17 protein-coding genes and 1 pseudogene are annotated in these 22,643 nt (G+C 49.8%); 11 read left to right on the top strand and 7 right to left on the bottom strand.

Annotated features, from left to right (window positions below; translation table 11 throughout):
- Window positions 1–15: 15 nt before the first annotated feature.
- Window positions 16–402: pseudogene (locus AC2TDN_RS21295) on the bottom strand (multicopper oxidase domain-containing protein); the annotation flags it as partial.
- Window positions 403–650: 248 nt separating this feature from the next.
- On the opposite strand from AC2TDN_RS21295, the gene AC2TDN_RS21300 reads away from it, so the two are divergent.
- A complete protein-coding gene (locus AC2TDN_RS21300; RefSeq protein ID WP_484690110.1) occupies window positions 651–1,148 on the top strand; it encodes a hypothetical protein in 498 nt (165 codons plus the stop codon).
- Window positions 1,149–1,255: 107 nt separating this feature from the next.
- Here the strand turns inward: AC2TDN_RS21300 and AC2TDN_RS21305 are convergent, their stop codons facing one another.
- Entirely contained in the window at window positions 1,256–1,594 is a 339-nt protein-coding gene (locus AC2TDN_RS21305; protein ID WP_482066069.1) for a hypothetical protein, read from the bottom strand.
- A gap of 407 nt (window positions 1,595–2,001) precedes the next feature.
- Between AC2TDN_RS21305 and AC2TDN_RS21310 the strand changes: the two genes are divergently transcribed.
- From AC2TDN_RS21310 to AC2TDN_RS21325, 4 genes are all read left to right on the top strand, one after another.
- A complete protein-coding gene (locus AC2TDN_RS21310) occupies window positions 2,002–2,220 on the top strand; it encodes a hypothetical protein (RefSeq protein ID WP_484690111.1) in 219 nt (72 codons plus the stop codon).
- Window positions 2,221–2,373: 153 nt separating this feature from the next.
- Window positions 2,374–3,828: an MATE family efflux transporter gene (locus tag AC2TDN_RS21315; protein WP_484690112.1), complete on the top strand. Its 1,455-nt coding sequence runs from the start codon at window positions 2,374–2,376 to the stop codon at window positions 3,826–3,828.
- Between the two features lie 54 nt (window positions 3,829–3,882).
- Window positions 3,883–6,072, top strand: a complete 2,190-nt coding sequence (locus AC2TDN_RS21320; RefSeq protein WP_484690113.1) for a GTP-binding protein — start codon at window positions 3,883–3,885, stop codon at window positions 6,070–6,072.
- Between the two features lie 325 nt (window positions 6,073–6,397).
- Window positions 6,398–8,455 carry a GxGYxYP domain-containing protein gene (locus tag AC2TDN_RS21325; protein ID WP_484690114.1) on the top strand — a complete coding sequence of 686 codons (2,058 nt, stop codon included), beginning with the start codon at window positions 6,398–6,400 and terminating at the stop codon, window positions 8,453–8,455.
- A gap of 92 nt (window positions 8,456–8,547) precedes the next feature.
- Here AC2TDN_RS21325 and AC2TDN_RS21330 read toward each other — a convergent pair whose 3' ends face one another.
- Window positions 8,548–9,114 carry a hypothetical protein gene (locus AC2TDN_RS21330; RefSeq protein WP_484690115.1) on the bottom strand — a complete coding sequence of 189 codons (567 nt, stop codon included), beginning with the start codon at window positions 9,112–9,114 and terminating at the stop codon, window positions 8,548–8,550.
- Between the two features lie 1,244 nt (window positions 9,115–10,358).
- Between AC2TDN_RS21330 and serS the strand changes: the two genes are divergently transcribed.
- Window positions 10,359–11,639, top strand: coding sequence for a serine--tRNA ligase (serS, locus tag AC2TDN_RS21335; RefSeq protein ID WP_484690116.1), 1,281 nt, complete (start codon window positions 10,359–10,361; stop codon window positions 11,637–11,639).
- Between the two features lie 86 nt (window positions 11,640–11,725).
- Here the strand turns inward: serS and AC2TDN_RS21340 are convergent, their stop codons facing one another.
- From AC2TDN_RS21340 to AC2TDN_RS21355, 4 genes are all read right to left on the bottom strand, one after another.
- Window positions 11,726–12,190 (bottom strand): hypothetical protein, encoded by a 465-nt coding sequence (locus AC2TDN_RS21340; RefSeq protein WP_484690117.1) that lies wholly within the window; start codon window positions 12,188–12,190, stop codon window positions 11,726–11,728.
- 261 nt (window positions 12,191–12,451) lie between these two features.
- Window positions 12,452–12,871, bottom strand: coding sequence for a DUF1284 domain-containing protein (locus AC2TDN_RS21345; RefSeq protein ID WP_484690118.1), 420 nt, complete (start codon window positions 12,869–12,871; stop codon window positions 12,452–12,454).
- A 106-nt stretch (window positions 12,872–12,977) separates the two neighbouring features.
- The gene (locus tag AC2TDN_RS21350; RefSeq protein ID WP_484690119.1) at window positions 12,978–13,496 is read right to left on the bottom strand and encodes a DinB family protein; all 519 of its coding nucleotides are present in this window, start codon (window positions 13,494–13,496) and stop codon (window positions 12,978–12,980) included.
- Between the two features lie 71 nt (window positions 13,497–13,567).
- The gene (locus tag AC2TDN_RS21355; protein WP_484690120.1) at window positions 13,568–15,871 is read right to left on the bottom strand and encodes an AraC family transcriptional regulator; all 2,304 of its coding nucleotides are present in this window, start codon (window positions 15,869–15,871) and stop codon (window positions 13,568–13,570) included.
- A 146-nt stretch (window positions 15,872–16,017) separates the two neighbouring features.
- Here AC2TDN_RS21355 and AC2TDN_RS21360 point away from each other — a divergent pair, with 146 nt between their 5' ends.
- The 5 genes from AC2TDN_RS21360 to AC2TDN_RS21380 all read left to right on the top strand — a co-directional run bounded on the left by AC2TDN_RS21360 (window position 16,018) and on the right by AC2TDN_RS21380 (window position 22,606).
- Window positions 16,018–17,535: an extracellular solute-binding protein gene (locus AC2TDN_RS21360; RefSeq protein WP_484690121.1), complete on the top strand. Its 1,518-nt coding sequence runs from the start codon at window positions 16,018–16,020 to the stop codon at window positions 17,533–17,535.
- A gap of 252 nt (window positions 17,536–17,787) precedes the next feature.
- Window positions 17,788–19,344: an extracellular solute-binding protein gene (locus AC2TDN_RS21365; RefSeq protein ID WP_484690122.1), complete on the top strand. Its 1,557-nt coding sequence runs from the start codon at window positions 17,788–17,790 to the stop codon at window positions 19,342–19,344.
- Window positions 19,345–19,441: 97 nt separating this feature from the next.
- Entirely contained in the window at window positions 19,442–20,392 is a 951-nt protein-coding gene (locus tag AC2TDN_RS21370; protein WP_484690123.1) for an ABC transporter permease, read from the top strand.
- A 39-nt stretch (window positions 20,393–20,431) separates the two neighbouring features.
- Window positions 20,432–21,307, top strand: a complete 876-nt coding sequence (locus tag AC2TDN_RS21375) for a carbohydrate ABC transporter permease (RefSeq protein ID WP_484690124.1) — start codon at window positions 20,432–20,434, stop codon at window positions 21,305–21,307.
- A gap of 201 nt (window positions 21,308–21,508) precedes the next feature.
- Entirely contained in the window at window positions 21,509–22,606 is a 1,098-nt protein-coding gene (locus AC2TDN_RS21380) for a glycoside hydrolase family 88/105 protein (RefSeq protein ID WP_484690125.1), read from the top strand.
- Window positions 22,607–22,643 lie beyond the last annotated feature (37 nt).

The following is a 22,643-nucleotide window of genomic DNA, read 5'->3' on the forward strand; positions in this document are numbered from 1 at the left end:
AAAGTCCAGTTTTACCTACTCCGGATGATTGTGGGTAGCCGTGCCGACCTCGAAGGGCGATGTAACGCCTTCATACATAAGATGCATGGTCATGCCAGCAGACGCGTGGACCAGGTTGTGGCAATGATCCATCCAGATACCGGGATTGTCGGCGCGGAAGGCGACCTCATACACCTCGCCCGGTGCAACATCAAGCGTATCCGACCACCACAGGCTGCCGGTAACCGGCTCTTCGTTGCGGGATAATACGAGCATATGGTGGCCATGCAAATGCATCGGATGCTCTACCGAGCTGCGGTTGACGATCGTTGTTTTCACAAGCTCGCCCTCCTTCACGACGAACATGGGGGTATTCGGAAATACTTCGCCATTAATGGTATCGTAAGCTGCAAATCCTCCGTTTAATGCCATTAATCGTTTATAAATAGTAATGAGTATTTAAGTGTTAATGACATTATGGGTTATTCAGAAGAAATGCAATAATTTAAAAAAGTTCATGATTTAAAAATATTGTTTTTCTTAATTTACCAAATTTAGTGAAAAACTAATTTCGGAAAATACCAATCAAGTTTGCGTTGCTATCATTCAGCAGAAATAGTATGGTATTCATTGGGTTTAAATTAGTAACAAAATAGAAGGAGAGATAGAAAATGAAGAAAAAAGGATATTTGACTTCTTTGGCTGCGGTCGCTTTACTGGCGACAGTTTCGGTACAAGGGGTTTCAGCAGCGGATCAAAACAATACGGGATCTGTTCCAACGCCGCCTTCAGTAACTCAACAAGGTAATAATTTTGGAGGTATTATCACTCCTTTTACTATTGGTAACAATTGGTCTGGTACTACATCAGGTGCTAAACAAACCAGCTCTTCATTTGTAGTGCCAGGAACTTATGGACATGTAAAGTTGTATTTTCTTAATAATGGAACAAGCGATACTATAATATCTGTAACGCATGTTGATACTGGCCTGGTGTATTTTACAACAACAGTTAATGCAAGTAAGTCTTTTACTTGGAGAAGCACTGCAAAATTCCCACAAGGTATGCGAAGTGGTGATTATACCGTTACCTATAGATCTTCCTCTGCTAATGTAAATGTTGCTTACTCTGGATTTGCTTCTAACAATGCGGAAGAAGTGGAAGGGTAAAACAACCTCAACAACAGATGACTTTTATTAAATACGAGACTGTATAAGAAATAAAAAAAGGAACCGCAGGGGGGCTTATTCCTCATATGGTTCCTTTTTTTTATTTCCTATACGCTTGCCAATTGCTTATCAACCTTGAATAAAGGTATCCAAAAAATAGAAGCTATTACCTTGCTTAGGAGGAGTAAAACTTGCCGGAGCTCAAGGTCACGGACTTCTGCTGCGCGGTTAGCGTAAACTTGCGACTTGCGCATTCTAGGAAAGGAGCCAAACCAAATAAGGAGGACAGGGAGTACGGCAAGCGGTGTTCGAATGAGCAGCCGGTCCATCCAAAACAATGGATGAGCGGTTGCGGCCAGCATCGTATCGGCTGTGGCCACCGCAGCGGCGAGCAAGCTAAGGCTGATCGACCAGAAGAGCAGCTTGCGGGTTTTGCGGTAAAGCATTTTCTCCGTATTAAAGTATACGAGCTTGGATGCTTTTTCCAGCGGCTATAAAAGAGAAAACAACAAAAAGCATTAAGGCGCCGAGCTCCAAATTAGTGAGTAGTGAATACATCTTACTAAGCCTCCTGAGCGTGGGATTATTTATGCCTCTGCGTGCAGTATGAGAAACCGTTTACTAGTCGTTATTCATCTTATCTAGTTCACTAGCTGTGCAAAACCGCCGTAAGTCGGAACGCAGTCCTAGACCTCTGGCGGGGAGTCTTTGGGAAGTCTTGGTCGAAGAAAAGCGAATGAACTCGAATGCTACAAATTGCGGAAATAGTTCCTATGAAACGACATTTTACACCTCTTGTTTAGTTCTATGAAAGCGCTACAATTAAGGTATTAAGAAGTAGGAGGTGAATGATATGAGCCAAGAAGAAGAAGTAGTTCAAGAAGGCGCGGAGGAGTCCGTGGAACTAATTTCCGAAGAGGCTCCAGCGGAAGAAGCGGTAGAAGCTGTTGAGGCTGAATTGGAAGAGGAAATAGAAGAAGCGGCTGCTGCGGTTGAGGAAGAAGCTGCAGAGGAAGCGGAAGAAGAGGCGGCTGAGGAAGAAGCTGCTGAAGAAGAGTCTGAAGAGCAATAATGATATCTATCATTTTAAACAATAAAGAGGAAGACTGTTCTGAGGTCGTTTACTAGCGATCATAGCACAGTCTTTTTTTATGCGCTTTCATAGATATTGCCATCATTTAGTGCATGGAAATAAATAAAACACGCGTGCAATAGACAGCCCAATATGCTACGATACCTTGTGCTTTACTTTTCCAATTTAGAAGAAGGTGACATCATGGCAACGGCAGAGGCCGGTAGTGCACAAGGGCAGCATGAGCAGAAAGGATTGAATCTATTTTTTCTGACATGGCCTATATTTTTGGAAATCTTTTTGTTTATGCTTATGGGAATTGCGGATACGCTGATGCTGAGCGCGATTTCGGATAATGCGGTATCCGGCGTCGGAGCATCCAATCAATATTTGCATATTGCGATTTTGCTGCTAGAGGTAATCGGTAACGGGGCATCGATCGTAGTCGCGCAATATATCGGTTCAAGGAAGTTTATAGAAGCGGCGAAAATATCAGCGCTGGCCGTTACGCTCAATCTCGTAGTCGGACTGATGATCAGCTTAATGTTCGTGCTGTTTGGCGGGCATTTGCTGCAGATGCTGAATTTGCAGGGCGAGATACTCATTCATGCCAAAAGCTATCTATCAATCGTAGGCGGAATGATCTTCCTGCAAGCGATTATTAATTCTATTTCTGCCATCATACGCGTGCATGGATTTACGAAGGAAGCAATGTACGTATCGCTCGGCATGAACATCGTTCATATCGTGGGCAACTATCTGCTTATTTTTGGGAAGTTCGGCTTTCCTGAGATGGGCGTTCAAGGCGCAGCGATTTCGTCGGTTATCAGCCGTGCGCTGGCGCTGGTCGTCTTCTTCTGGCTGCTGTATCGGATTATGTCGGTGAGAGTGGAGCTGCGCTACTATATCTCGCTATCCAAGGAGTATGTTTCCAAAATATTGAAAATAGGTATTCCATCAGCGCTTGAGCAGGTGATGTACCAAGCATGCCAAATCATGTTCTTATTTTATGCGACCTATCTTGGCGAGGCTTCCTTGGCAGCCAAAAACTATGCAAACAACATTTCGATGTTTACGTATCTATTCGCCTTCGCCATTGGCATGGGGACGTCGATTATCGTCGGCAGACTTGTGGGTGCGGGCGAGCAGGCGACAGCCTATCATCGCGTGTGGAAAAGCGTGCGCTGGGCAAGCGGCGTAACCTTGTTCGCGGTCCTGCTCGTTATTGCATTCCGCGAGCCGCTTATGCGCATGTTCACGGATGATGAGGAAATTATTCGGCTGGGTGTAAACGTGCTGCTGCTTAGTATCGTGCTGGAGACCGGACGAACGATCAATATCGTGCTCGTCAACTCGCTGCGGGCAACAGGGGATGCGAAATATCCGCTCTGGATCGGCATGGGCTCTATGGTGGCAATGAGCTTGCCGCTCGGTTACTTTTTTATTTTTACGCTGGATTTGGGCTTGGCGGGCATTTGGCTTGCGATTGCGGCCGACGAATGGCTGCGCGCGGTTATTATGTTTTTCCGCTGGAGGAGCAGAGCGTGGGAGAAGCATGCGCTGGTCAAGCGCGAGAGCAAGGAAAAGGCGTCAGTCCTGCATTCGTAATAGGATGACAAGTATTCATAGTAAAATATATAAGGATGTCTAAGTGTCGGAGACGTGAGCCTGCATGGCGTGACGCGTACCGAGAAGTTTGCCGTTAGCTTCGAAGGCGCTGGCAAGGACCCTTGGGGCAAAGCGCCTATAGAAAACGGCTCACCGTGCAATGCAGCGGTGAGCCGTTTTTTGTTGCTGTTATGCGCTTTCAGAGTTACGATAAAGAAAGGAACAGCAAGTAAGGAGATATGCAGGATGGAGCTTAATGAGTCAAAACATATACGAAATATCGGCATATTCGCCCATGTCGACGCAGGGAAGACGACGACAACGGAACAGATTTTATTTCGCAGCGGTCGCATCCGATCACTTGGCAGCGTGGACGCGGGTACGGCGCAGACGGATTTTTTGGAGGTTGAACGCTCCAGAGGGATTTCAGTAAGAGCGGCAGCGACGCGTTTTGCTTGGCAAGGCGCTACGGTCAATTTGGTCGATACGCCGGGACATGTCGATTTCCTCTCTGAGGTCGAGCGGTCGCTGCGCGTGATGGACGGAGCGGTGCTCATCCTTTCGGCGGTTGAGGGCGTGCAGGCGCAGACGGAGGTCATTTGGCAAGCGTTGCGGGAGAGAAATATTCCGACGCTTATTTACGTAAATAAGATGGACCGGATTGGAGCCGATCCGCTTGGGACGATAAAGCAAATTCGTCGTTTGCTTTCGCCTCAGGCAGCGCCGGTACAGGCACCGCTTGGCGTGGAGGATAGTTTTAGCGGCGCGGTGAGCGTGCTGGATGATGCAGCTGGCGATACAGGAGAGGTGCAGTCCTATTTGCAGCTGCTGGAGGAAACGGTGGCCGAGCAGGATGAGTCGCTGCTGCTTCATTATTTGGACAGCGGGACGCTGCCGAAGGCGGAGCTGAATCAGATGCTGCGCTCGCTCACACAGAGCGGTGAGCTGTTTCCGATTTTATTTGGCGCGTCGAATCGAGGAATCGGCATCGAGCCGCTCATGCAAGCGATGGTTGCGCTGCTGCCCCCGCCTGCGGTTGTGCTTGAAGGACCGGTATCGGGCGTCGTCTTCCGCATCGAGCGTGATGCCGTGATGGGGCGAATCGCTTATGTGCGCTTGTATAGCGGCGTCATTCGCAACCGCGACTCCGTTCGGAATGAGACGCAGCAAATCGAAGAGAAGGTTACGCAAATCCGCAAAATCGATGGGCAGAAGGCCGAGGATGTTGGGCTTCTTGCAGCAGGTGATATTGCGGCTGTGTGCGGCTGGAATCAGGCGCGCATTGGCGATATTGTCGGCTGCGGCGATTATGTTCCCGGCGAGACGCGGTTGGCCGTGCCGCTCCTAACAGTGCAGGTGCGCTGGAGCAACGAGGCCGAGTATCCGGCAGTTGTAGTTGCGCTGCAGGAGCTGGCTGATGAGGACCCGCTGCTCGATTTGCAATGGCTGCAGGAGCAGCGGGAGCTGCATCTCAAAGTGATGGGGCCCATTCAGATCGAGGTGCTGACGCATGTTCTGCACAATCGCTATGGCTTGAAGGCTGATTTTGGCGAGCCGTCGGTTATATATAAAGAGACGCCTGCACAGGCAGGAGAGGGCTTCATCGCGTATACGATGCCGAAGCCGTGCTGGGCGATTCTGCGGTTTCATATCGAGCCTGGCGAACGAGGAAGCGGAATAACCTTTAGCTCCGTTGTACGCTCGGAACGACTGCTCGATCGCTATCAGAATGAAGTAGCCAGAACCGTTCCCGAGGCGCTTCAACAGGGGCTTTTTGGCTGGGAAGTAACGGACTTGAAGGTGACGCTTGTTGAAGGGGAGCATCATGTGTGGCACACGCATCCGCTTGATTTTGCGGTTGCAACGCCGATGGGCATCATGGATGGATTATCTCGCATAGGGGTGAAGCTGCTGGAGCCGATGCTGTCGTTCCGTATCTCCGTTCCGGAGGAGACGGGCGGCAAGCTGATGAACGAGCTCATTCTTATGCGCGGGGAGTTCGATACGCCGGTTGTCAGGCAGGAGAGGATGGAGATTGAAGGCACGCTTCCGGTAGCTACTTCGCTCGATTTTCCTGCACGATTCGGCTCGCTGACGAATGGGAGAGGCGCCTTGGCAACCTTATTCGCGGGTTATCGTGAATGTCCGCCAGATGTGAAAGCGGAGCGGGTACGCCGTGGCGTAAATCCGCTCGATCAATCCAAATATATTTTATCTGTTCGCAAGGCGCTTGCCGGCTCGTAGCCGCAGGCGCTTTTTTTCTTTATGGCAAGGAGAGTGGTATATTTGTTATGTATAATATATACAATTTTCGAAGATAAAACCTGTGATTCGTCCCACTTGATACAGGATATTTTGACTAGGTATACAGATGATGTCTGTATAAAGAGACTCAAATTGATGGGGGAAGATGAGAGCTTTTGTCGAAGTGGTTGTAATTATATTATCAATATAATAAATATATATTTGTGAGGAAGTGAAATGATGCTGCCGAGTAAAGGAGGCTTAGGGGAAAACGCGCGCGTCAAGAGGCTGTCCTCCAAACCACTATTAAACTGAGGTGTAGACCATGTTGCGTAAGCTTACCGTTATCGGACTTGCTGTCGTTTGTACGTTGTCCATGTCATTAGGTGCATCTGCCGCTGAATCCAAGGAGAAGCCGCAGGCGAGCACGATTGCTTGGCCAGAAAAGCAAGCGCTTCCAAGTTTTTCGAAGATTAAGCAATTGGACGTGGCGGATATCTATGATGCGCCAGGCGATATAAAGATTCTAATGGCAACCTTGCAAGGTAGTGTTAATCGTGTCGAGCCCCGCATTTATTTGCTGGAGAACAAGGAGGAAGGCAAGTACACATGGCTAAATGACTTAGATGTGACCTACAAGGTGAGAGACGATTATTGGCAGATCGTCCGTAAATACAAGAACGAAATAAACGGTATTGTTATATACGATCCGAACGTACCGGACTCCGTTAACGTGGCTACAACGTTAGCTGGTTTGAAAGGCGGCGTGGTTGCGAGCCCTGAGCTGGCGGAGAAGCTGCAGGCCGAGCCGTACAGCTTGAAAGTGCTGGACGATCTTCAAGGGAAATTCAAGGATAGGCTGGACGCTTACACCTGGCAGTATGATAATCTATGGAGCCAGACGACGCATCGGATGCTTGTCGGTCTTAGTCCGGACACGTCGATCAGGCTTCCGGCAGGCCAAGAGGATCTGTTCAAAGTCATTGCGCAAGATACAACGCAGGAGCGTGACGGTGCCAATAGGAAGGTGTATGATCTTGATCTAAGCTCGAGCCTTGGCAAGTCGGACGTATATCTGCGCTTCGACGATGCATTCTTGCAGGACGGCTGGGGAACGGCTGTGCATGAGGTAACGATCCTGGCGGACGGCAAGGCCATTGCGAAATTTATCCCGGGTACACCGGAAGAAGAGCCGTTCTTGTATGATCGGCAGAGCTCTCAAGTGTCTGAGGGCAACGGCGGACATCGGTTTGCCGACAACAACCGTTACTTCATCTATAAATTTACTCCGCCTGCTGGTACAAAACGGCTGACGGCTTCCGTCGATATGTGGAATCAATATAAGGTTTCCGTTGGCAATGAACAGCCGGTATCCTCCGAACAGAAGGAGCCTTACGGCTACTTGCGTGATTATGCCGTAGCAAATAAAGCGATGGTGTTCTGGCTCGATTCCAACGTGCCTGAGCAGAAGGCGCTCTTCGAGAAAATTTTAGCGGACGTGAAGCCGGGCACGCCATACCTAGGCTGGTTCAGCAATGACGTAGACGGCGAGTTCAGCGGTGTCGAGATTTTGTCCAATCACGGCGTCTATGTGCTAGCAGCCGATTGGTTCAGCAACCTGACGGTATTCTCCGGAACAAAGGCGAACGCTGTCAAAGCAAAGGCGGCGAAGACGCCGAAGCTGGAGAACAAAATTTATGTAACGTATACGTTCAGCGAGGGTGACAACTTCCAATACAATCAGCATAGAATGCGTATTCTATGGGATGATCCAAGCCGCGGCAAAGTGCCGCTGAACTGGACATCCAGCCCGCTGCTCTATGATGGCGCACCTGCGATGTTGAATTACTTCCAAGAGACTGCAACAGATAATGACCTGCTTATCGCAGGACCATCCGGCGCAGGCTACTTCTATCCAAACGCATGGCCAGCGGAATCGTTTGCCGCTTTCTTGAAGCAGTCCTATTCGTACATGGAGAAGACAGGCATGACGATTCCTTACGTATTAAACCGCGTCGACAGTAAAAATGTACCGCTGAGTGACGAGCATGCTGCAGCTTACATCAAAGAGTACAAAGCTCAAGGGCTGTTCCTAAGCTGGGAAGATCGCTATGGTGTAGAAATTGTCGACGGCAAGCTTCCTGTCTCGACGATTCAAGGCATCAGCACTGTACAGGACGGACAGAAGATTCTTGCCGACGCCAAGGCTAAGTGGGACGGAAAATCGCCGTTGTTCGTTTCCTTAGGTCTACTTGCGTGGAGCCTCACGCCTTCTGACATTGCCGAGCTGCAAGCTTCGCTTGGATCTGAGTATGTTCCGGTTCTCGCCGATCAGTACTTCTCGCTGATTCGCAGCGCGAATGGACTGCCAGCTAAGCCATAAAGGAAAGGACGCCAGCGCGTTCGCTGGCGTCTTTATTTTGGTGTATGGGATTATGGGAAGCAAAGATGCGATATTTAATTTTGGTTTAGTGATTAATTCGTTGTGAGGGCGACATCGGGATTAACGGCAATGATGCCGTACACTTGAGGTTCCTGTGCGGATGCGCCGAACCAAAGCTGGCCGTTTCCGACCATAACGCCTTGATCTCTAACAAAAAGATCATCAACCTTTTGCGCGGCCAGTGCGTCTTTTACAGGCTTCGTCATAATCTGGTCATAGTTCTCTATAAATTCCTCTTTCGACTTAATTTCCATAGGGGACTTTCCATTGACCTGAAGCGGGAGCAGGATCAGCTCTGCGACAGCGGCTTTCTCATCTGCGGCAACGGCTGCCTTGGCAAGCTCAAACATTTTGATAAACGCTTTGGGATCGTTAATGCCAGCAGCTTCGAAAGGATTATCCTCCTCGCTCATCGCATTCGTCGCTTCAGCTTGATTCGCAGGGGCAATGGTGGCTTTGTTAGCGCCAGCGTCCCTATTGCTTGTCCCCGTTTGTCCGCAGCCTGCCAATAAGGTCATTGCTATGCCAAATGCCGCAAAAGCGGCAAAACCTTTCTTCTTGCGTTTAGCGTATGGTAAAACCGTCATGCTGTTCAACATGTTGAACCTCCTATAGGATTGGCGGGTACGTCTGACCCATCCATTAATTCTCTTTACTATCTTAAACCTATCGTTCTGTTTTCAATCATGGCCGGTGTAGATTGTTCAATGACAGCTTTTAAGCACGCATATGTGCTTATAGAGTGAATTCGGCGTGTGCGGGAGTGAGAAAGAAGGCAGTAAGAACATATATGTGCTTAAAGAGGAGTAAGAGGCTGAGTTTGTTGTCAGTAAGCACGCATATGTGCTTATGGCGTGAAATCGGCGTGTGCGGGAGTGCGAAAGAAGGCAGTAAGAACATATATGTGCTTATAGAGGAGTAACATGCGGTGATTGTTGTCTTTAAGCACGCATATGTGCTTATGGCGTGGAATCGGCGTGTGCGGGAGTGCGAAAGAGGGCAGTAAGAACATATATGTGCTTAAAGAGGAGTAAGAGGCTGAGTTTGTTGTCAGTAAGCACGCATATGTGCTTATGGCGTGAAATCGGCGTGTGCGGGAGTGCGAAAGAAGGCAGTAAGAACATATATGTGCTTATAGAGGAGTAACATGCGGTGATTGTTGTCTTTAAGCACGCATATGTGCTTATGGCGTGGAATCGGCGTGTGCGGGAGTGAGAGACGGTTGTAAAAACATATATGTTCCTACAGTAGAGGAGTAAATCGAGTTTGACAATTTGATAGCCCTGCGCGCGGCCGACCTGATCAAGCCAAGGCGCCACAGCAGCTGATATACGTGAATTAGGCGTCAGCTGCTCATTGTCGAAATGCAGGCTGCGGACAATAAAAAACGAGATCTAACCGAAGGAGAGGCCTGTTACCTCAAGCGGCCTGCCTAATACAGTGTCCAGCATGTAATTAAGATCGTTATCCTATTTGTACTATTCGTGAATGGGCGCTGCAAAACCTTTTAAGCCGCCTAAGATAGCATTCCGCTCTGGCAATAAGTTGTTTTTCTCCAAATAAGCACACTTGTATTTCTTATGATGAATATGTTATATTACTACAAAATTAATTATCGGATCACGCCAGTGAAGAGAATCCAACTCGGAGGCGTTCTCGTCAAGGGAAGGGAAGCACCCTCCCCCTAAGTTTACCGGGCCCGCCCGTTATCGCGGAACAAAGAGGATCAGGCAGTGCGTCTGTTTGGTCAATTTGGGTGGCACCGCGAGTAAAAAACGCTCCTCGTCCCATATGGGATGAGGGCGTTTTTTCTATTTTTCCAAACGAAAAGGAGCGCGGTGACATGTTGGACATGAGATGGTTGAGGCAAAATGACGAGCAGGTTCAGTCGGTGGCAAATCAGAAGGGGATCAACGTTTCCATTGCTGAGCTGCTTTCGTGGGATGAGAAGAAGCGGCTGCTGCTGCAGGAGACGGAGGCTTTGCGGCAAATTCGCAATAAGCTCTCGCATGATATCGGCACGCTGCTGGGTCAAGGTGCTAAGCAAGTAGCAGAGCAAACGAAGCAAAGCGTAAAGGAGACGAATGAGAAGCTTTGTGCTGTGGAAGCGGAGCTTGCAAAGGCCGAGCGGCATGTAGCAGAGCTGATGGCACTTGTTCCGAATATTGTATCGCCAGATACGCCGGACGGTCGCTCGGATGCCTACAATGTGGAGCTGAGACGCGTTGGCGAAGCGCCAAGCTTTGCGTTCGAGCTGAGGGATCATATGGCGCTCGGTGAGCTGCATGATATGGTGGATGTGCAGCGAGGTGTGAAGGCTGCGGGCAGCCGCAACTACTTTTTGAAGGGAGCGGGCGTCCTGCTCCACCGCGCTGTACAGCAGCTTGCCCTTGATCTGCTTTTGCAAAAAGGCTTCACGCCGCTGGATGTCCCGTTGATGGTTCGTACCGATGCGATGAGCAATACCGGATTTTTCCCGCTCGGCGAGGACCAGAGCTACCGGATTACAGGCGACGATAAATGGCTGGTCGGCACCTCGGAGGTGCCGATGATTACCTATTACGCGAACGAAATCGTAGACGCAGAGACGCCGATCAAGCTTGCAGCCGCATCGGTCTGCTTCCGCAGCGAGGTAGGCTCGGCAGGCAGAGACGTTCATGGTTTATACCGGGTACACCAATTCGCAAAGGTCGAGCAGGTCATTCTGTGCAAGGCCAATCCCGAGCTGTCGGAAGCTTTGCTGCAGGAAATAACGGCGAACGCCGAGGAGCTGCTGCAATGCCTGGAGCTGCCTTACAGGGTTATGGCGGTATGCACAGGCGACATGTCGCAAAAAACGTATAAGCAATACGATATCGAGACATGGATGCCAAGCCGCCTTGCTTACGGGGAGACACATTCGTCGTCGAACCTGCATGATTTTCAGGCGCGCCGCTCGAATATACGATATCGTGCCGAGGACGGCGCGTTAAAGTTCTGTCACACGCTCAACAACACGGCTGTGGCAAGCCCGCGCATCCTCATTCCGCTTCTCGAAAATCATCAAGAGGAGGACGGCTCGATTCGCATACCAGCAGCGCTTCAGCCTTATATAAACGGAATGAAGCGGCTAACGATCCAATAGATAAAAAATGCGGCAAGGAGCAGTGCTCATGCACCTCCTTGCCGCAATGTCGAAATCTATAAGTACGGAGAGAGTAGAACTTACAATTAAGGGATGGAATGATAGATCTTTATTTGGGTTACGATCCCTTCTTCTACCTCAAATCGTAAAGTATTGGACTCTTCATCATTCAGTTCGGCGGTTCTTCCTTCATCCGCTATTTTTATATCCGGATATGCGTTCTTAACTTCCTGAATCGTGCTGCCCCATTCGACTCCTCTTGAGGTTGTGTAGCCTTTTTTGGATATCGTCATGGTCATAATCCAAAAAGTTTTGCCATCCTTAGGCGAGAATAAATCGATTTCAAGTCCATCGTACGTAAGCTTTTTTAAAAATGAGCCTGTAAAGCCATCTCCTTGTAATGCTTCAATATTCTCAGAGATGGGTTTTCCCAATACTTCTTCTAAGTTGATTTTATACTCCCACGTTTTAAGTGAAATAGCGTTCCCGTTTGAATGAATGGAGAACAAGTCTGTTTGATTTATCTCAGAATTTTTCACAAGATTGTTCACGGCTTCCTCAGGCGATGCTGCGTTTATAGAGTTACTATTCGCATTCTGACAGCCCATTGCAGCAAATAAACTCAAGAGCAATAGGAAGATAAAGCATTTTCTCATTTACTCACCTAATTCCCAATATTTTCTTGATTCAAGTGAATAGACGTAAATGGCTCGTTTTAGTTGCGCTATGATTTGATTTCAATTATTTCGAATCTCTTAACATGCATATTTCCTCAAGAAACTACAAGCGCCATATGGAAAGGACAACCCATTTCAAGCGCCTACTTTAGGCAGCGGCTTGCCATCCACAATCAGTCCTACTCCCTCTGCGCAAACACCATACTTCTCCCACGGGCAGGTTACGCAAAGATGGCTGATGTCTTCCGGCACCATAGTAGCAGCTACACGGTCGCAGATGGATTGCCAGCTGCCGCGCTCGCCTGCTTTCAGTCCAAGCTTCGAGAGTACGTCCGCATCCAATTCATACACAGCCCCCTCGCAGTGATTGGTTTTGTCCGCTGGATAGGCTCTGCACACGTCGTCGGGACCAATTATAATCTCAATCTCGGTTTCTGGCTCCGACCGCAGCTGTTCATATATCGCAGTCATATTGACGCAAAAATCATCCGAATACCCCATGCCTCGGTAGCCGAGCAAACAAAGCAGATGGTGACCGCGCAAACGTATTGTCATCGCATTACCGCTCCTTATAAGAAAAAATCATGTGTGTTAACCATATTATCATATCAATAGGTTTACATACATGATTTTATGAGAGGAAGCTATAAGCAATAATTGCCTACTTCACTAAATATCTATCTTGAATGATGTTCAGATGATGAATCTCATGCCCTGCGATGATATAAGCTAGCGCATTAGCCGTAATGTCGGCTCCGTTAGCTACGCCGTAGCGAAGCCATGCTGCTTCCGATAAGCCGCGCAGCAAGGTGAGTGTAGCCCGTCGCACGGAAATGTAATCCTCGATAATTTGCGGGAACGTCCAATCATGAAACGTAGCGCCGCTCATGAATTCATCCTGATCGTAGCCGACAAGCGGCGTCCTGTCGCCGCGCGCTGCTCGCAGCAAACGGTAGCTCATGACGCGTTCATTGTCTGTGATATGGCCGATAACCTCCTTGAGCGACCATTTTCCTTCCGCGTAGCGGTAGTCGGCTTGCGTTTCTGACAGATTTGAGAGCAATTCGGTCGTGCTTGCCAGTTGCTTTTCGAGTATGTCCGTTACAGAGCCTTCGCCAACCAATCCAATATATTGCTCATAATAAGGCATATATTCTTCCTTTGATGGTCGTTGCAGCATTCGCATAGCCTCCTTCTTATTTTGAAGATTATAGCACAGCTTCTTCCAAATTAAATGTATATTATTACCATCTACACAATGCGTTTCTTCTCGCGATATTGGCCGGGCGTAATGCCCTCCTGCTTGCGGAAGGAGCGAATAAAGTTTTGCGGGTTGTTATAGCGCAGCTTGGCTGCGATATCCTTAATCGGAAGCTCGCTGTCAGCAAGCCATTGTTTGGCCATTTTGAAACGGTACATCGACAAATATTCGCTAAACGAGTAGTTTGTTTCCTTGCGGAACACGCTGCTCAAATAGTTCGCATTATAGTGAAGGCGCGACGCGCATTCCTCTAACGTAAGATCGGTATCATATTGATGCTGCACGATATCGATGATTTTCTCCGAAATGTTATGATACTGCGCTTCCTGCCTGTCCTTGAAAATTTTGATCATCGGGTAGACGACGCCGCACCAGAACCAGTCCTCAATCTCGGCAACGATATGCAGCTCAAGCAGCTCTTCGAGCAGCGAGCCCTTTGACTTGTGAATCTGGCTCAAGCTTACCCCGGATTCCTGCATGACGATCAGCAGGTTGTTCAGCAGCCGGGCAAGCGGGATTTGATATTCCTGAGGCGACAGCTCTACCGCAAACACCGCCTGCAAAAAAGCTCTCAGCAGCTCCTTCGCTTTATCCTTCTCCGCCAGCTTAATGGCATCCATAAGCTCGTTCTCGATATGCGCGGGATAGTTGAGATTCAAGTAATGCTTGCCCGCGTTGACATTCTCGTATTGAATGATGATGCCCTGGCCTAGCTTCATGCGATGCTTCAGCGCCTCAAGCCCTTCCCTGTACGCAATCGCAAGCGAGGCGAAGGAGCTGAAAGGCAAGCTCATGCCGATACTGACCTGCACGTGAAGGTAGCTGGCAATTTGCTGCTGGAGCTGCTCAGTAAGCGCGTATTTGGCATTATGGAAAGCTTCTAGGTCAGATTCCGTGCTGCCGATTATCGTGACGATCGTTTGATCCATGATGACTGGCGCAAGCCGCTGCTCAAAGGGGATAAGCTCCTCAACCATGTTATGGACAGCGAATAGCAGCAGCTCCAGATCGCTCCTTGAGTAACGGCTGTTATCGGAAAAATCGATTTGCAGCGTAATGGCAGCCATCGTCTTCCATTCGCTCATCTGCGTCCCAAAGCCGAACCCGCTAAGCTTCTCATTGATTTCGCTCGGCTTGATATTTCCTTGAAACGCCTTCATGAAGAAGAAGGTGCGCACCTGTGAAATATGCTGCCGAACCTCCTTCTCCAGCTCCGATTTGGATTGGAAGAGATGGGAGACGCGCTCGCCGATGACTTGAAATTCATTGGTTTTCCGCTTCTGTACGTCCGTCAACCGTTCGCCGAATTGATTCAGCAGCAGTTGGATCGGCGAATACATGCGGCGTGAGCCGATCCAAGCAAGCAGCATCGACAGCGTTAGCATGAACAGGCAAACGTAAAGCGTATAGGTGCCGATTTTGTTCGACTCCTTCGTCATGCTTGCGATGGAGGTCGCCGACAAATAGATCCAGCCATTGAGCTCGGAGCGGTAATAGGTGATGGAGTAATCCTTCTGCTCGATGGACGCCGTGAATTGGCCGAAGGGCTCCGCCAGCTCTTCCGTATGCAGCCCGCTTACTGCTGCGGGCTTGCCGATGAGCGATTGATCCTGATGCACCAAAATACGATATTGATCGTCCAAAATCATAATATTTGAGAAGTTCCCTTCATCGCTCACTAGCAGCTCCTGGAGGCTGCAGGTCGGAATGTTGGCGAGCGCCAGGCCGTACTTTTCAAGTCCGTTCGTCGGAAGCTTCTTCACTAGACTGATGCTGTAGCTGCAAGCCGCACTGCCAGCAGCCTCTTCGCTATAAAACCAGCTGGACGGGTTAAGCACCCAAGAGGTGCCTTCGGGTATTTGCGTCAGACGGGATAGCTCCTCATAATAAGCGTATTGCTCGAATGCATAGAGGCCGGAGTTTTTGATCATCCAGTTATGCCGCTCGTTAATCAGCACAACATCCTCGAGCTTCGTATCGAAGGATTGCATATGCCGAATCTCGCTGCGCAAGTCGTCGTACATAACAAATTCGCCCACGGTCAGCGGCTGATTCATTGCTTTTTTCAATACCGTAGAATTTATGACCTGATTGAGCGTATGGTTGACAGTCGTCAATTTCTGCTCTACATTTGAGTTAATTTGCATAATAAGCTGCATTTTTCCTGCGTTTACATTTTTCTGGATTTCCTTGGAAGATGTTGCGTAAGAGAACGCGCCGATAAAGATAACCGGAAGCGTGCTGAGCAGAAAGCCGAAGATCGTCATCTTGCTCAAAAAGGTTAAGGATCGCACAGCTATCAACACCTTGTCTAGGAATAAGAGAGCATTTGCTTTATTTTAGTAAACGCATACATTTAGAGCAATAATCATCTGGCCAGCCGATAATCATTTCCTTAGATTATGGGCAGAAAAGGCTGATAAGACAAGGGGGCTGCATAATGGGCAACGATTTGAAGACCGCAGGACTGCGTATAAGCTGTCGCTTTTTTATAGCATTACTGATTCTAATCCTATGCGCTTCCTGCGCGGCATCCTCGTCTCCAAGCAAGCGGAATGACGATAGCGCATCGAGGGCGATCTCGCTTATGGCGCCGCTGCATTTTCCCCATCCGCCAAGCGAGGAAATCATTACGCTGCTCGAAGGCTTAACGAATGTGAAGCTGGATATCAACTGGGTGCCGGACGGCATTTATACCGATAAAATGAACACGGCGCTTTCCACGAACTCGCTGAAGAAGGCGACCTTTGTGAAGCATACCGACTATATTTTTGTGAAAAATGCGATTCGTTCCGGCTCGTTCTGGGAAATCGGGCCTTACTTGCAGCAGTTCCCAAATTTGCGGCATTTGGATGCCGGCATTCTAGGGCAAGCCGCTATCGATGGACACATATACGGTCTGTACACGGAGCGTCCGTCTTCCAGACAAGGCGTTATTTTAAGGGAGGACTGGCTGGATAATCTGGGGCTGAATAAGCCGGGGACGCTTGAGGAGCTGTATGAGGTTATTAAGCAATTTACGCTGGGCGACCCCGACCGCAATGGGAAAAAGGATACCGTTGGGCTGGCTGATCGCAACGATCTTGTGTTCGGCGCCTTTAAGACGTTAAGCTCGTATCTCGGCACGCCGAACAATTGGGGCATCACGGATAAGAAGATCGTGCCTGAATTCGAAACGGCGCCGTATATGGATACGATGAATTTCATGAAGCGGCTATACGACGAGCAGCTGATGAACGCGGATTTTGCCATTACGAGCAAGGATATGCAGCGGGACAAAATAATCCGAGGCGCCGCGGGCGTATATATTGGCAGCATGACTGACGTGCAGCGGCTGTCGGACGAGGCGAAGAAGATCAATCCCGAGGCGCGCTTCACGCTGGTGAACCGGATCCAAGGGCCTGAGGGCTACCGCGTCTGGTCGATTCCGAACTACAACGGCCTATATTTATTTTCGAAAAAAGCTATTCGTACCGAGGAGGAGCTGCTGGAGCAGCTGGCTTTCTTCGATCGCACGATGGATAAGGATGTTGCCAATCTTATGCGCTACGGCATAGAGGGCAAGCATTATAATATGGCTGGCAATCAGGTGCAGCTGCCCGAGGAGACCTCGCAGCTTCGCGTTACAGAGGTCAATGCGCTTTATGCGCTTATGATTGCCGACCTGAGCAATCCGAACGTGCTGAAGGCAGCGGAGAAAGAGACGATGTGGGAGATGGCGGAGCGCCTTAGCGCGGACAACGATAAATTTATCGTGAAGGACCCTACGATCGGCCTGGAATCGAAAACGTATGATGAGAAAAGCATGGAGCTTTACAAAATCGTCTCCGATGCGACGTATCAGTATATGCTCGGTCAGATTAGCGCGCAGGGCTTCTATGCTGCGGTTGACCGCTGGAAGCGCAGCGGCGGCAGCTTGATGATGAGCGAGTATACGGATGCCTATTTTCAGAGGTAACGAGCGGAAGCGGAAAGAACGATAGAAAGAGCAAGGTGGAGCGTATGCTTCGCTCTGCTCTTTTTTGCTGTACATGGAAACGGTGGGTTCAGCCGCTTGCAGGTGAAGTGTCATCCGTTAGGGCAATAATCATTTGCTCAGATGCTTCGCAACCTGCTCGCCATATGTGCAAATGATTGTTTCGGCACTCTAATCGCGGATGGTAGCTTGAAGGGGCAGCAACCCAAAACGATATATGGAGGTCAACGCAGTATGAAGAAAAAATCGTTTTCGATTCTGATGGGCGTGGTTTTGACGTTTAGCTTAATGCTCGCAGCTTGCTCAAGCGGGAATGGCGGCAGCAATAAGACGACGCCGGCACCTAGCAATGACAGCGGGGCTAAGACAGAAGAAACAGCCAAGCCAGCGGAGCCGGAGAAACCGACCGAAATTACGATTATGCTTCCTCTTAACATCGCAGAGACACCGCCGGATACGATCAAGAATGAGCTGGAAAAGCTGACGAACACGAAGCTGACGTATCAGTTTTTCCCGGCAGACACGTATGAGGAGAAGCTGAACGCCTCCTTCGCAACAGGCTCGCTGCCGCAGGTTACTTATTTGAAAAACCAAGCGACCTTCGTCCAAATGAAGGAAGCGATCCGCGAGGGCCAATTCTGGGAAATCGGGCCTTACCTTAGCGAGTTCCCGAACCTCGGCAAGCTGAAGGAAGAGATTTTGAACAATACGAAGGTGGACGGCAAGCTGTACTCGGTGTACATCGGCAGGCCGCTGGCCCGCCAAGGCATTATTTACCGCAAGGACTGGGCAGATAAGCTTGGCATTGCCGCACCGGCTAATGTAGATGAGCTGTTTGCCATGATGGAGAAATTTACGACCGGCGACCCGGACGGCAACGGCAAGCCCGATACGATCGGCTTAGCTGACCGCAACGATCTTATTTATGGCGCATTCAAAACCGTTTCCGCATGGTTTGGCACGCCAAACAACTGGGGCGAGATGGACGGTCAGCTCGTGCCTGAATTCGCGACAGCGGAGTATGCGGCAACGATGGATTATATCAAAAAAATTCGTGATGCGAAGGCGATGAACGTCGATTTTGCCGCAACGAGCAAGACCGATCAGGTCAATATGTTTACGAGCGGCAAGTCGGGCGTATATATCGGCTCGATGCAGGATGTGGACTCTCTGGTGAAGGATCTGGTCAAAAACGTGCCGACAGCCGTTGTCGATACGCATAGCATGGTTGCCGGGCCAGACGGGAAATTGGCTTCATGGTCCATTCCGGGCTATAACAACGTAGCGTTGTTCCCTAAGTCTGCGATCAAGGACGAAGCGGAGCTGAAAAATATTTTGGCCTTCTTCGATAAGCTGATGACGCCGGAAGTGGCGAACATGATGTATTGGGGAATTGAAGGCACTCATTATACGGTAGTCGATGGCAAAGCAAAAGCATCGGCAGACAAAGAGCTGACGGAGCGCGAGGTCAAAGGCTTTAAGGACAGCGTCATCGGCGAACCGGAAACGAACGGCATGCTGGAGGGCTTCCACGAGCTGCCTGCCCGGATTCATGCGGAGCAGCTCATCATTGAGAACGAGAAAATCGCGATTGCCGATCCTACGGCGCCGCTAGACTCGCCTACGTATACGGAGAAGGGCACGGAGCTTCAGGAAATCATTAAGGACGCGACGTACAAATATATTTACGGGGCAATCGATAAGGCAGGGTTCGACAAGGCGGTTGAGGAGTGGAAGAAGCGCGGCGGGGCTCAAATTATCGAGGAGTACAATGCAGCGTTCAAAAAATAACGATTAGCCGAGCTTAACGAGCTAGATACAGCAGCATTTGAGACTGTCCGGGCGACCGGGCAGTCTCCCCAACCTCCCGTGGAAAGGAAGAACCCCTATGCAGGAAACGGTCATTCAGCAGGCAAGGGTGCCTCAGCCTAGAACAAGCGAGCTTAAGAAGCGCATTTGGAAAAACAAATGGCTCTATGTCATGCTGCTGCCGGGCGTGTTTTATTTTATTATTTTCAAATATATTCCGATGCTTGGCCTTTCGATCGCCTTTCAGGACTACAAGCCGTTCAAGGGAATTGGCGGCAGCGACTGGGTCGGCTTCAAGCATTTTGAGCGATTGTTTACGGAGCCTGATTTTTTGAACATTTTGACGAATACGCTGCTGCTGTTTGGCATGAACATCCTTTTCTTTTTTCCGGTACCCATTATATTGGCGCTCATGCTTAACGAGGTTCGATTGTCGTTTTTCAAAAGAACGTTTCAGACGCTTATCTATTTGCCTCACTTTATGTCCTGGGTCATTATCGTGTCGATCAGCTTCGTCATGCTGACGTCGGACGGCGGCATCGTGAACGAGCTGCTTGCGTATTTTGGATTCGAAAAAGTCAATTTCCTGCTCAGTCCCGAGTGGTTCAGACCAACGTATATCATTCAGGTCATCTGGCGGGAAGCGGGTTGGGGAACGATCATATATTTGGCGGCAATCGCCTCCGTAGATCCTGGACTCTATGAAGCGGCGCGCATGGATGGGGCAGGCCGTCTGAGACAGGTGTGGCATATTACGCTGCCTGCGATTCGAAGCGTCATCATCATTTTGCTTATTTTGAAAATCGGCGATGTGCTTGAGCTTGGCTTCGAGCATGTGTATCTGCTGCTGAATTCGATGAATCGGGATGTTGCCGAAATTATTGATACGTATGTGTATACGGCAGGGCTGCGGCAGGGGCAGTTCAGCTACAGCACCGCGATCGGCTTCTTCAAATCGTTTATCGGGCTCGTGCTTGTCATGGCGGCGAATAGGCTGGCGAGGAAGATGGGCGAGGAAGGCGTTTATTAAGGCAGGGCGTTTCTGCAGAAAAATTTAGGAGGGTTCAGCATGGTAGAGAATAAAACGCTCGGCGGCCGGCTTTTCCAGATGGTGAACTTTACGCTGCTCGCCATTATTGCGCTCGTTACGGTGCTTCCGTTCCTGCATGTCGTTGCCGGATCGTTCACGACAAGCGCCGAGATGGCGATGAAGAAGTTCATTCTTGTGCCAACGATATGGAGCTTAGATGCCTACAAGTTCATTTTTTCGACCGATACGATATTCCGCGCGATGGCCGTTTCGACTGGCGTTACGTTATTCGGCACGCTGTTCAGCATGCTCACGACTGCCTTGATGGCGTATGGATTGTCGCGGAGAGACCTCGATGGACGCAAGGCCATCATGTTTCTCGTCGTATTCACGATGCTGTTCAGCGGCGGGCTGATCCCAACGTTTCTAGTGGTGCGGGAGATGGGGCTGATCGATAGCTACTTGGCGCTTATTGTCCCGTCGGCGATCAGTGCGTTTAACCTGATTATTTTGAAAAACTTTTTTCAAAACATTCCCGAGGGGCTGGAGGAATCGGCAAAAATAGACGGCTGCAACGACTTCGGCATATTGTTCCGCATTGTGCTTCCGCTCTCCATGCCTGCTATCGCGACGATTTCATTATTCTACGCGGTGACGTACTGGAACACGTATTTGAGCGCCATTCTGTATTTGGATGACAGCGCCAAATGGCCGATTCAAGTGCTGCTTCGCCAAATCGTCGTGCTTGCCAGCGGTCTGGATTACAGCTCCGATCTGGATGCTGCCGTGCCGCCGCCTGATCAGACGGTGAAAATGGCCGTTATCGTCGTCGCAACACTGCCTATTCTGGTCGTATATCCGTTCTTGCAAAAGCATTTCGCCAAAGGGGCTATGCTGGGGTCGATTAAAGGCTGATGCTCGCGCGAGCTGGCGCATTCGCCTTCCGCTCCGAATGTAGCACAGGTGAAGGAGGGGGAGTTTTACTCCGATATGCCAAAGCCTGTTTATTTGAGTGAAGGAAAAGTAGAGGGCGATATGAATGCGGCTACGCAGGCGCTGCTCTAGAAGCAAGCGCATCGGCGTATCAAAACTTGCTGGATAATGGAGAGGAGACTAATGACGATGCTGACCGAACGGATAACGACGCCGATTGATTGGGCAAGAGCCGCTTGCGACTCTTTAATGAGCGCTTATTTGCCGGAGGAGCTTCCTCCTACGGGCCGCTGGCATTATCATCAGGGCGTATTTCTTTGCGGCATGGAGCTGCTATGGCAGGTGGAGCGGGATGATCGCTATGATGCCTACATCAAACGTTACGTGGATAAGCTGGTTGACGATCACGGCAATTTCGATTTTGCCCGCGATGAGCTGGATGCGATCCAGGCAGGGTTGCTGCTGTTCCGGCTTGATGAACGGAGCGGTGAGCGCAAATACCGAGCGGCGGCAGACAAACTGCGCTGTCTGTTCAACACGCTCAATCGCACATCTGAGGGCGGCTTCTGGCATAAGGACAAGTACGCCTACAGTATGTGGCTGGACGGTCTATATATGGGCGGTGTATTTGCGCTAAAATATGCGAATGCTTACGGGGACAAGGGGCTGCTTGATATGGTGCTTCAACAGGAGCAGCTTATGCGCCGCTACATGCGGGATGAGAAGACGGGGCTGCTGTATCATGCATGGGATGAGAGCCGGCAGATGCCTTGGGCTGATCCCGAGACAGGCTGCTCGCCGGAATTTTGGGGACGGTCTCTCGGCTGGTATGGCCTCGCAATAGCTCAGTTTCTGGATGAAATAGAAGAGGGCGAAGCGCGGCGCGCCGAGCTTGAAGCTGTGCTTGCTGATTTCTCGCGGGCGCTTATTAAGTATCAGGATGCGGAGAGCGGGCTTTGGTACCAGGTCGTTGATAAAGGCCATTTGGCGGATAATTGGCTAGAGACCTCTTGTACCTGCTTGTTCGTCTACACGCTCGCTAGAGCCTATAAGCTTGGCTTAGTCGGTGAGGAGTGCTTAGCTGCGGCAAAACGAGGATATGAGGGGCTTTTGCGTGTGGTGCAATATGAAGAGCAAGGCGGCTTCATCCTGCCGGATATTTGCATCGGAACTTCGGCTGGCGATTACGAAAACTACGTCACTCGTCCAACTTGCGAGAATGATCTGCACGGCGTCGGCGCGTTTGTCATGGCATGCGTGGAGATGGAGACGCTTATGTAAAAAAGAAAGCTCTGCGGCTGTTGCAGCCGCAGAGCTT

It is taken from the genome of Paenibacillus sp. Y660 (genome assembly GCF_057221575.1).

Coding starts and splice junctions, on each gene's coding strand:
- AC2TDN_RS21305 (WP_482066069.1), bottom strand. CDS start 1,594: ATGCTTTACCGCAAAACCCGCAAGCTGCTCTTCTGGTCGATCAGCCTT.
- AC2TDN_RS21315 (WP_484690112.1), top strand. CDS start 2,374: ATGCTACGATACCTTGTGCTTTACTTTTCCAATTTAGAAGAAGGTGAC.
- AC2TDN_RS21350 (WP_484690119.1), bottom strand. CDS start 13,496: ATGCTGCAACGACCATCAAAGGAAGAATATATGCCTTATTATGAGCAA.
- AC2TDN_RS21370 (WP_484690123.1), top strand. CDS start 19,442: ATGCAGGAAACGGTCATTCAGCAGGCAAGGGTGCCTCAGCCTAGAACA.
- AC2TDN_RS21360 (WP_484690121.1), top strand. CDS start 16,018: ATGGGCAACGATTTGAAGACCGCAGGACTGCGTATAAGCTGTCGCTTT.
- AC2TDN_RS21365 (WP_484690122.1), top strand. CDS start 17,788: ATGAAGAAAAAATCGTTTTCGATTCTGATGGGCGTGGTTTTGACGTTT.
- AC2TDN_RS21325 (WP_484690114.1), top strand. CDS start 6,398: ATGTTGCGTAAGCTTACCGTTATCGGACTTGCTGTCGTTTGTACGTTG.
- AC2TDN_RS21330 (WP_484690115.1), bottom strand. CDS start 9,114: ATGTTGAACAGCATGACGGTTTTACCATACGCTAAACGCAAGAAGAAA.
- serS (WP_484690116.1), top strand. CDS start 10,359: ATGTTGGACATGAGATGGTTGAGGCAAAATGACGAGCAGGTTCAGTCG.
- AC2TDN_RS21310 (WP_484690111.1), top strand. CDS start 2,002: ATGAGCCAAGAAGAAGAAGTAGTTCAAGAAGGCGCGGAGGAGTCCGTG.
- AC2TDN_RS21300 (WP_484690110.1), top strand. CDS start 651: ATGAAGAAAAAAGGATATTTGACTTCTTTGGCTGCGGTCGCTTTACTG.
- AC2TDN_RS21375 (WP_484690124.1), top strand. CDS start 20,432: ATGGTAGAGAATAAAACGCTCGGCGGCCGGCTTTTCCAGATGGTGAAC.
- AC2TDN_RS21345 (WP_484690118.1), bottom strand. CDS start 12,871: ATGACAATACGTTTGCGCGGTCACCATCTGCTTTGTTTGCTCGGCTAC.
- AC2TDN_RS21380 (WP_484690125.1), top strand. CDS start 21,509: ATGACGATGCTGACCGAACGGATAACGACGCCGATTGATTGGGCAAGA.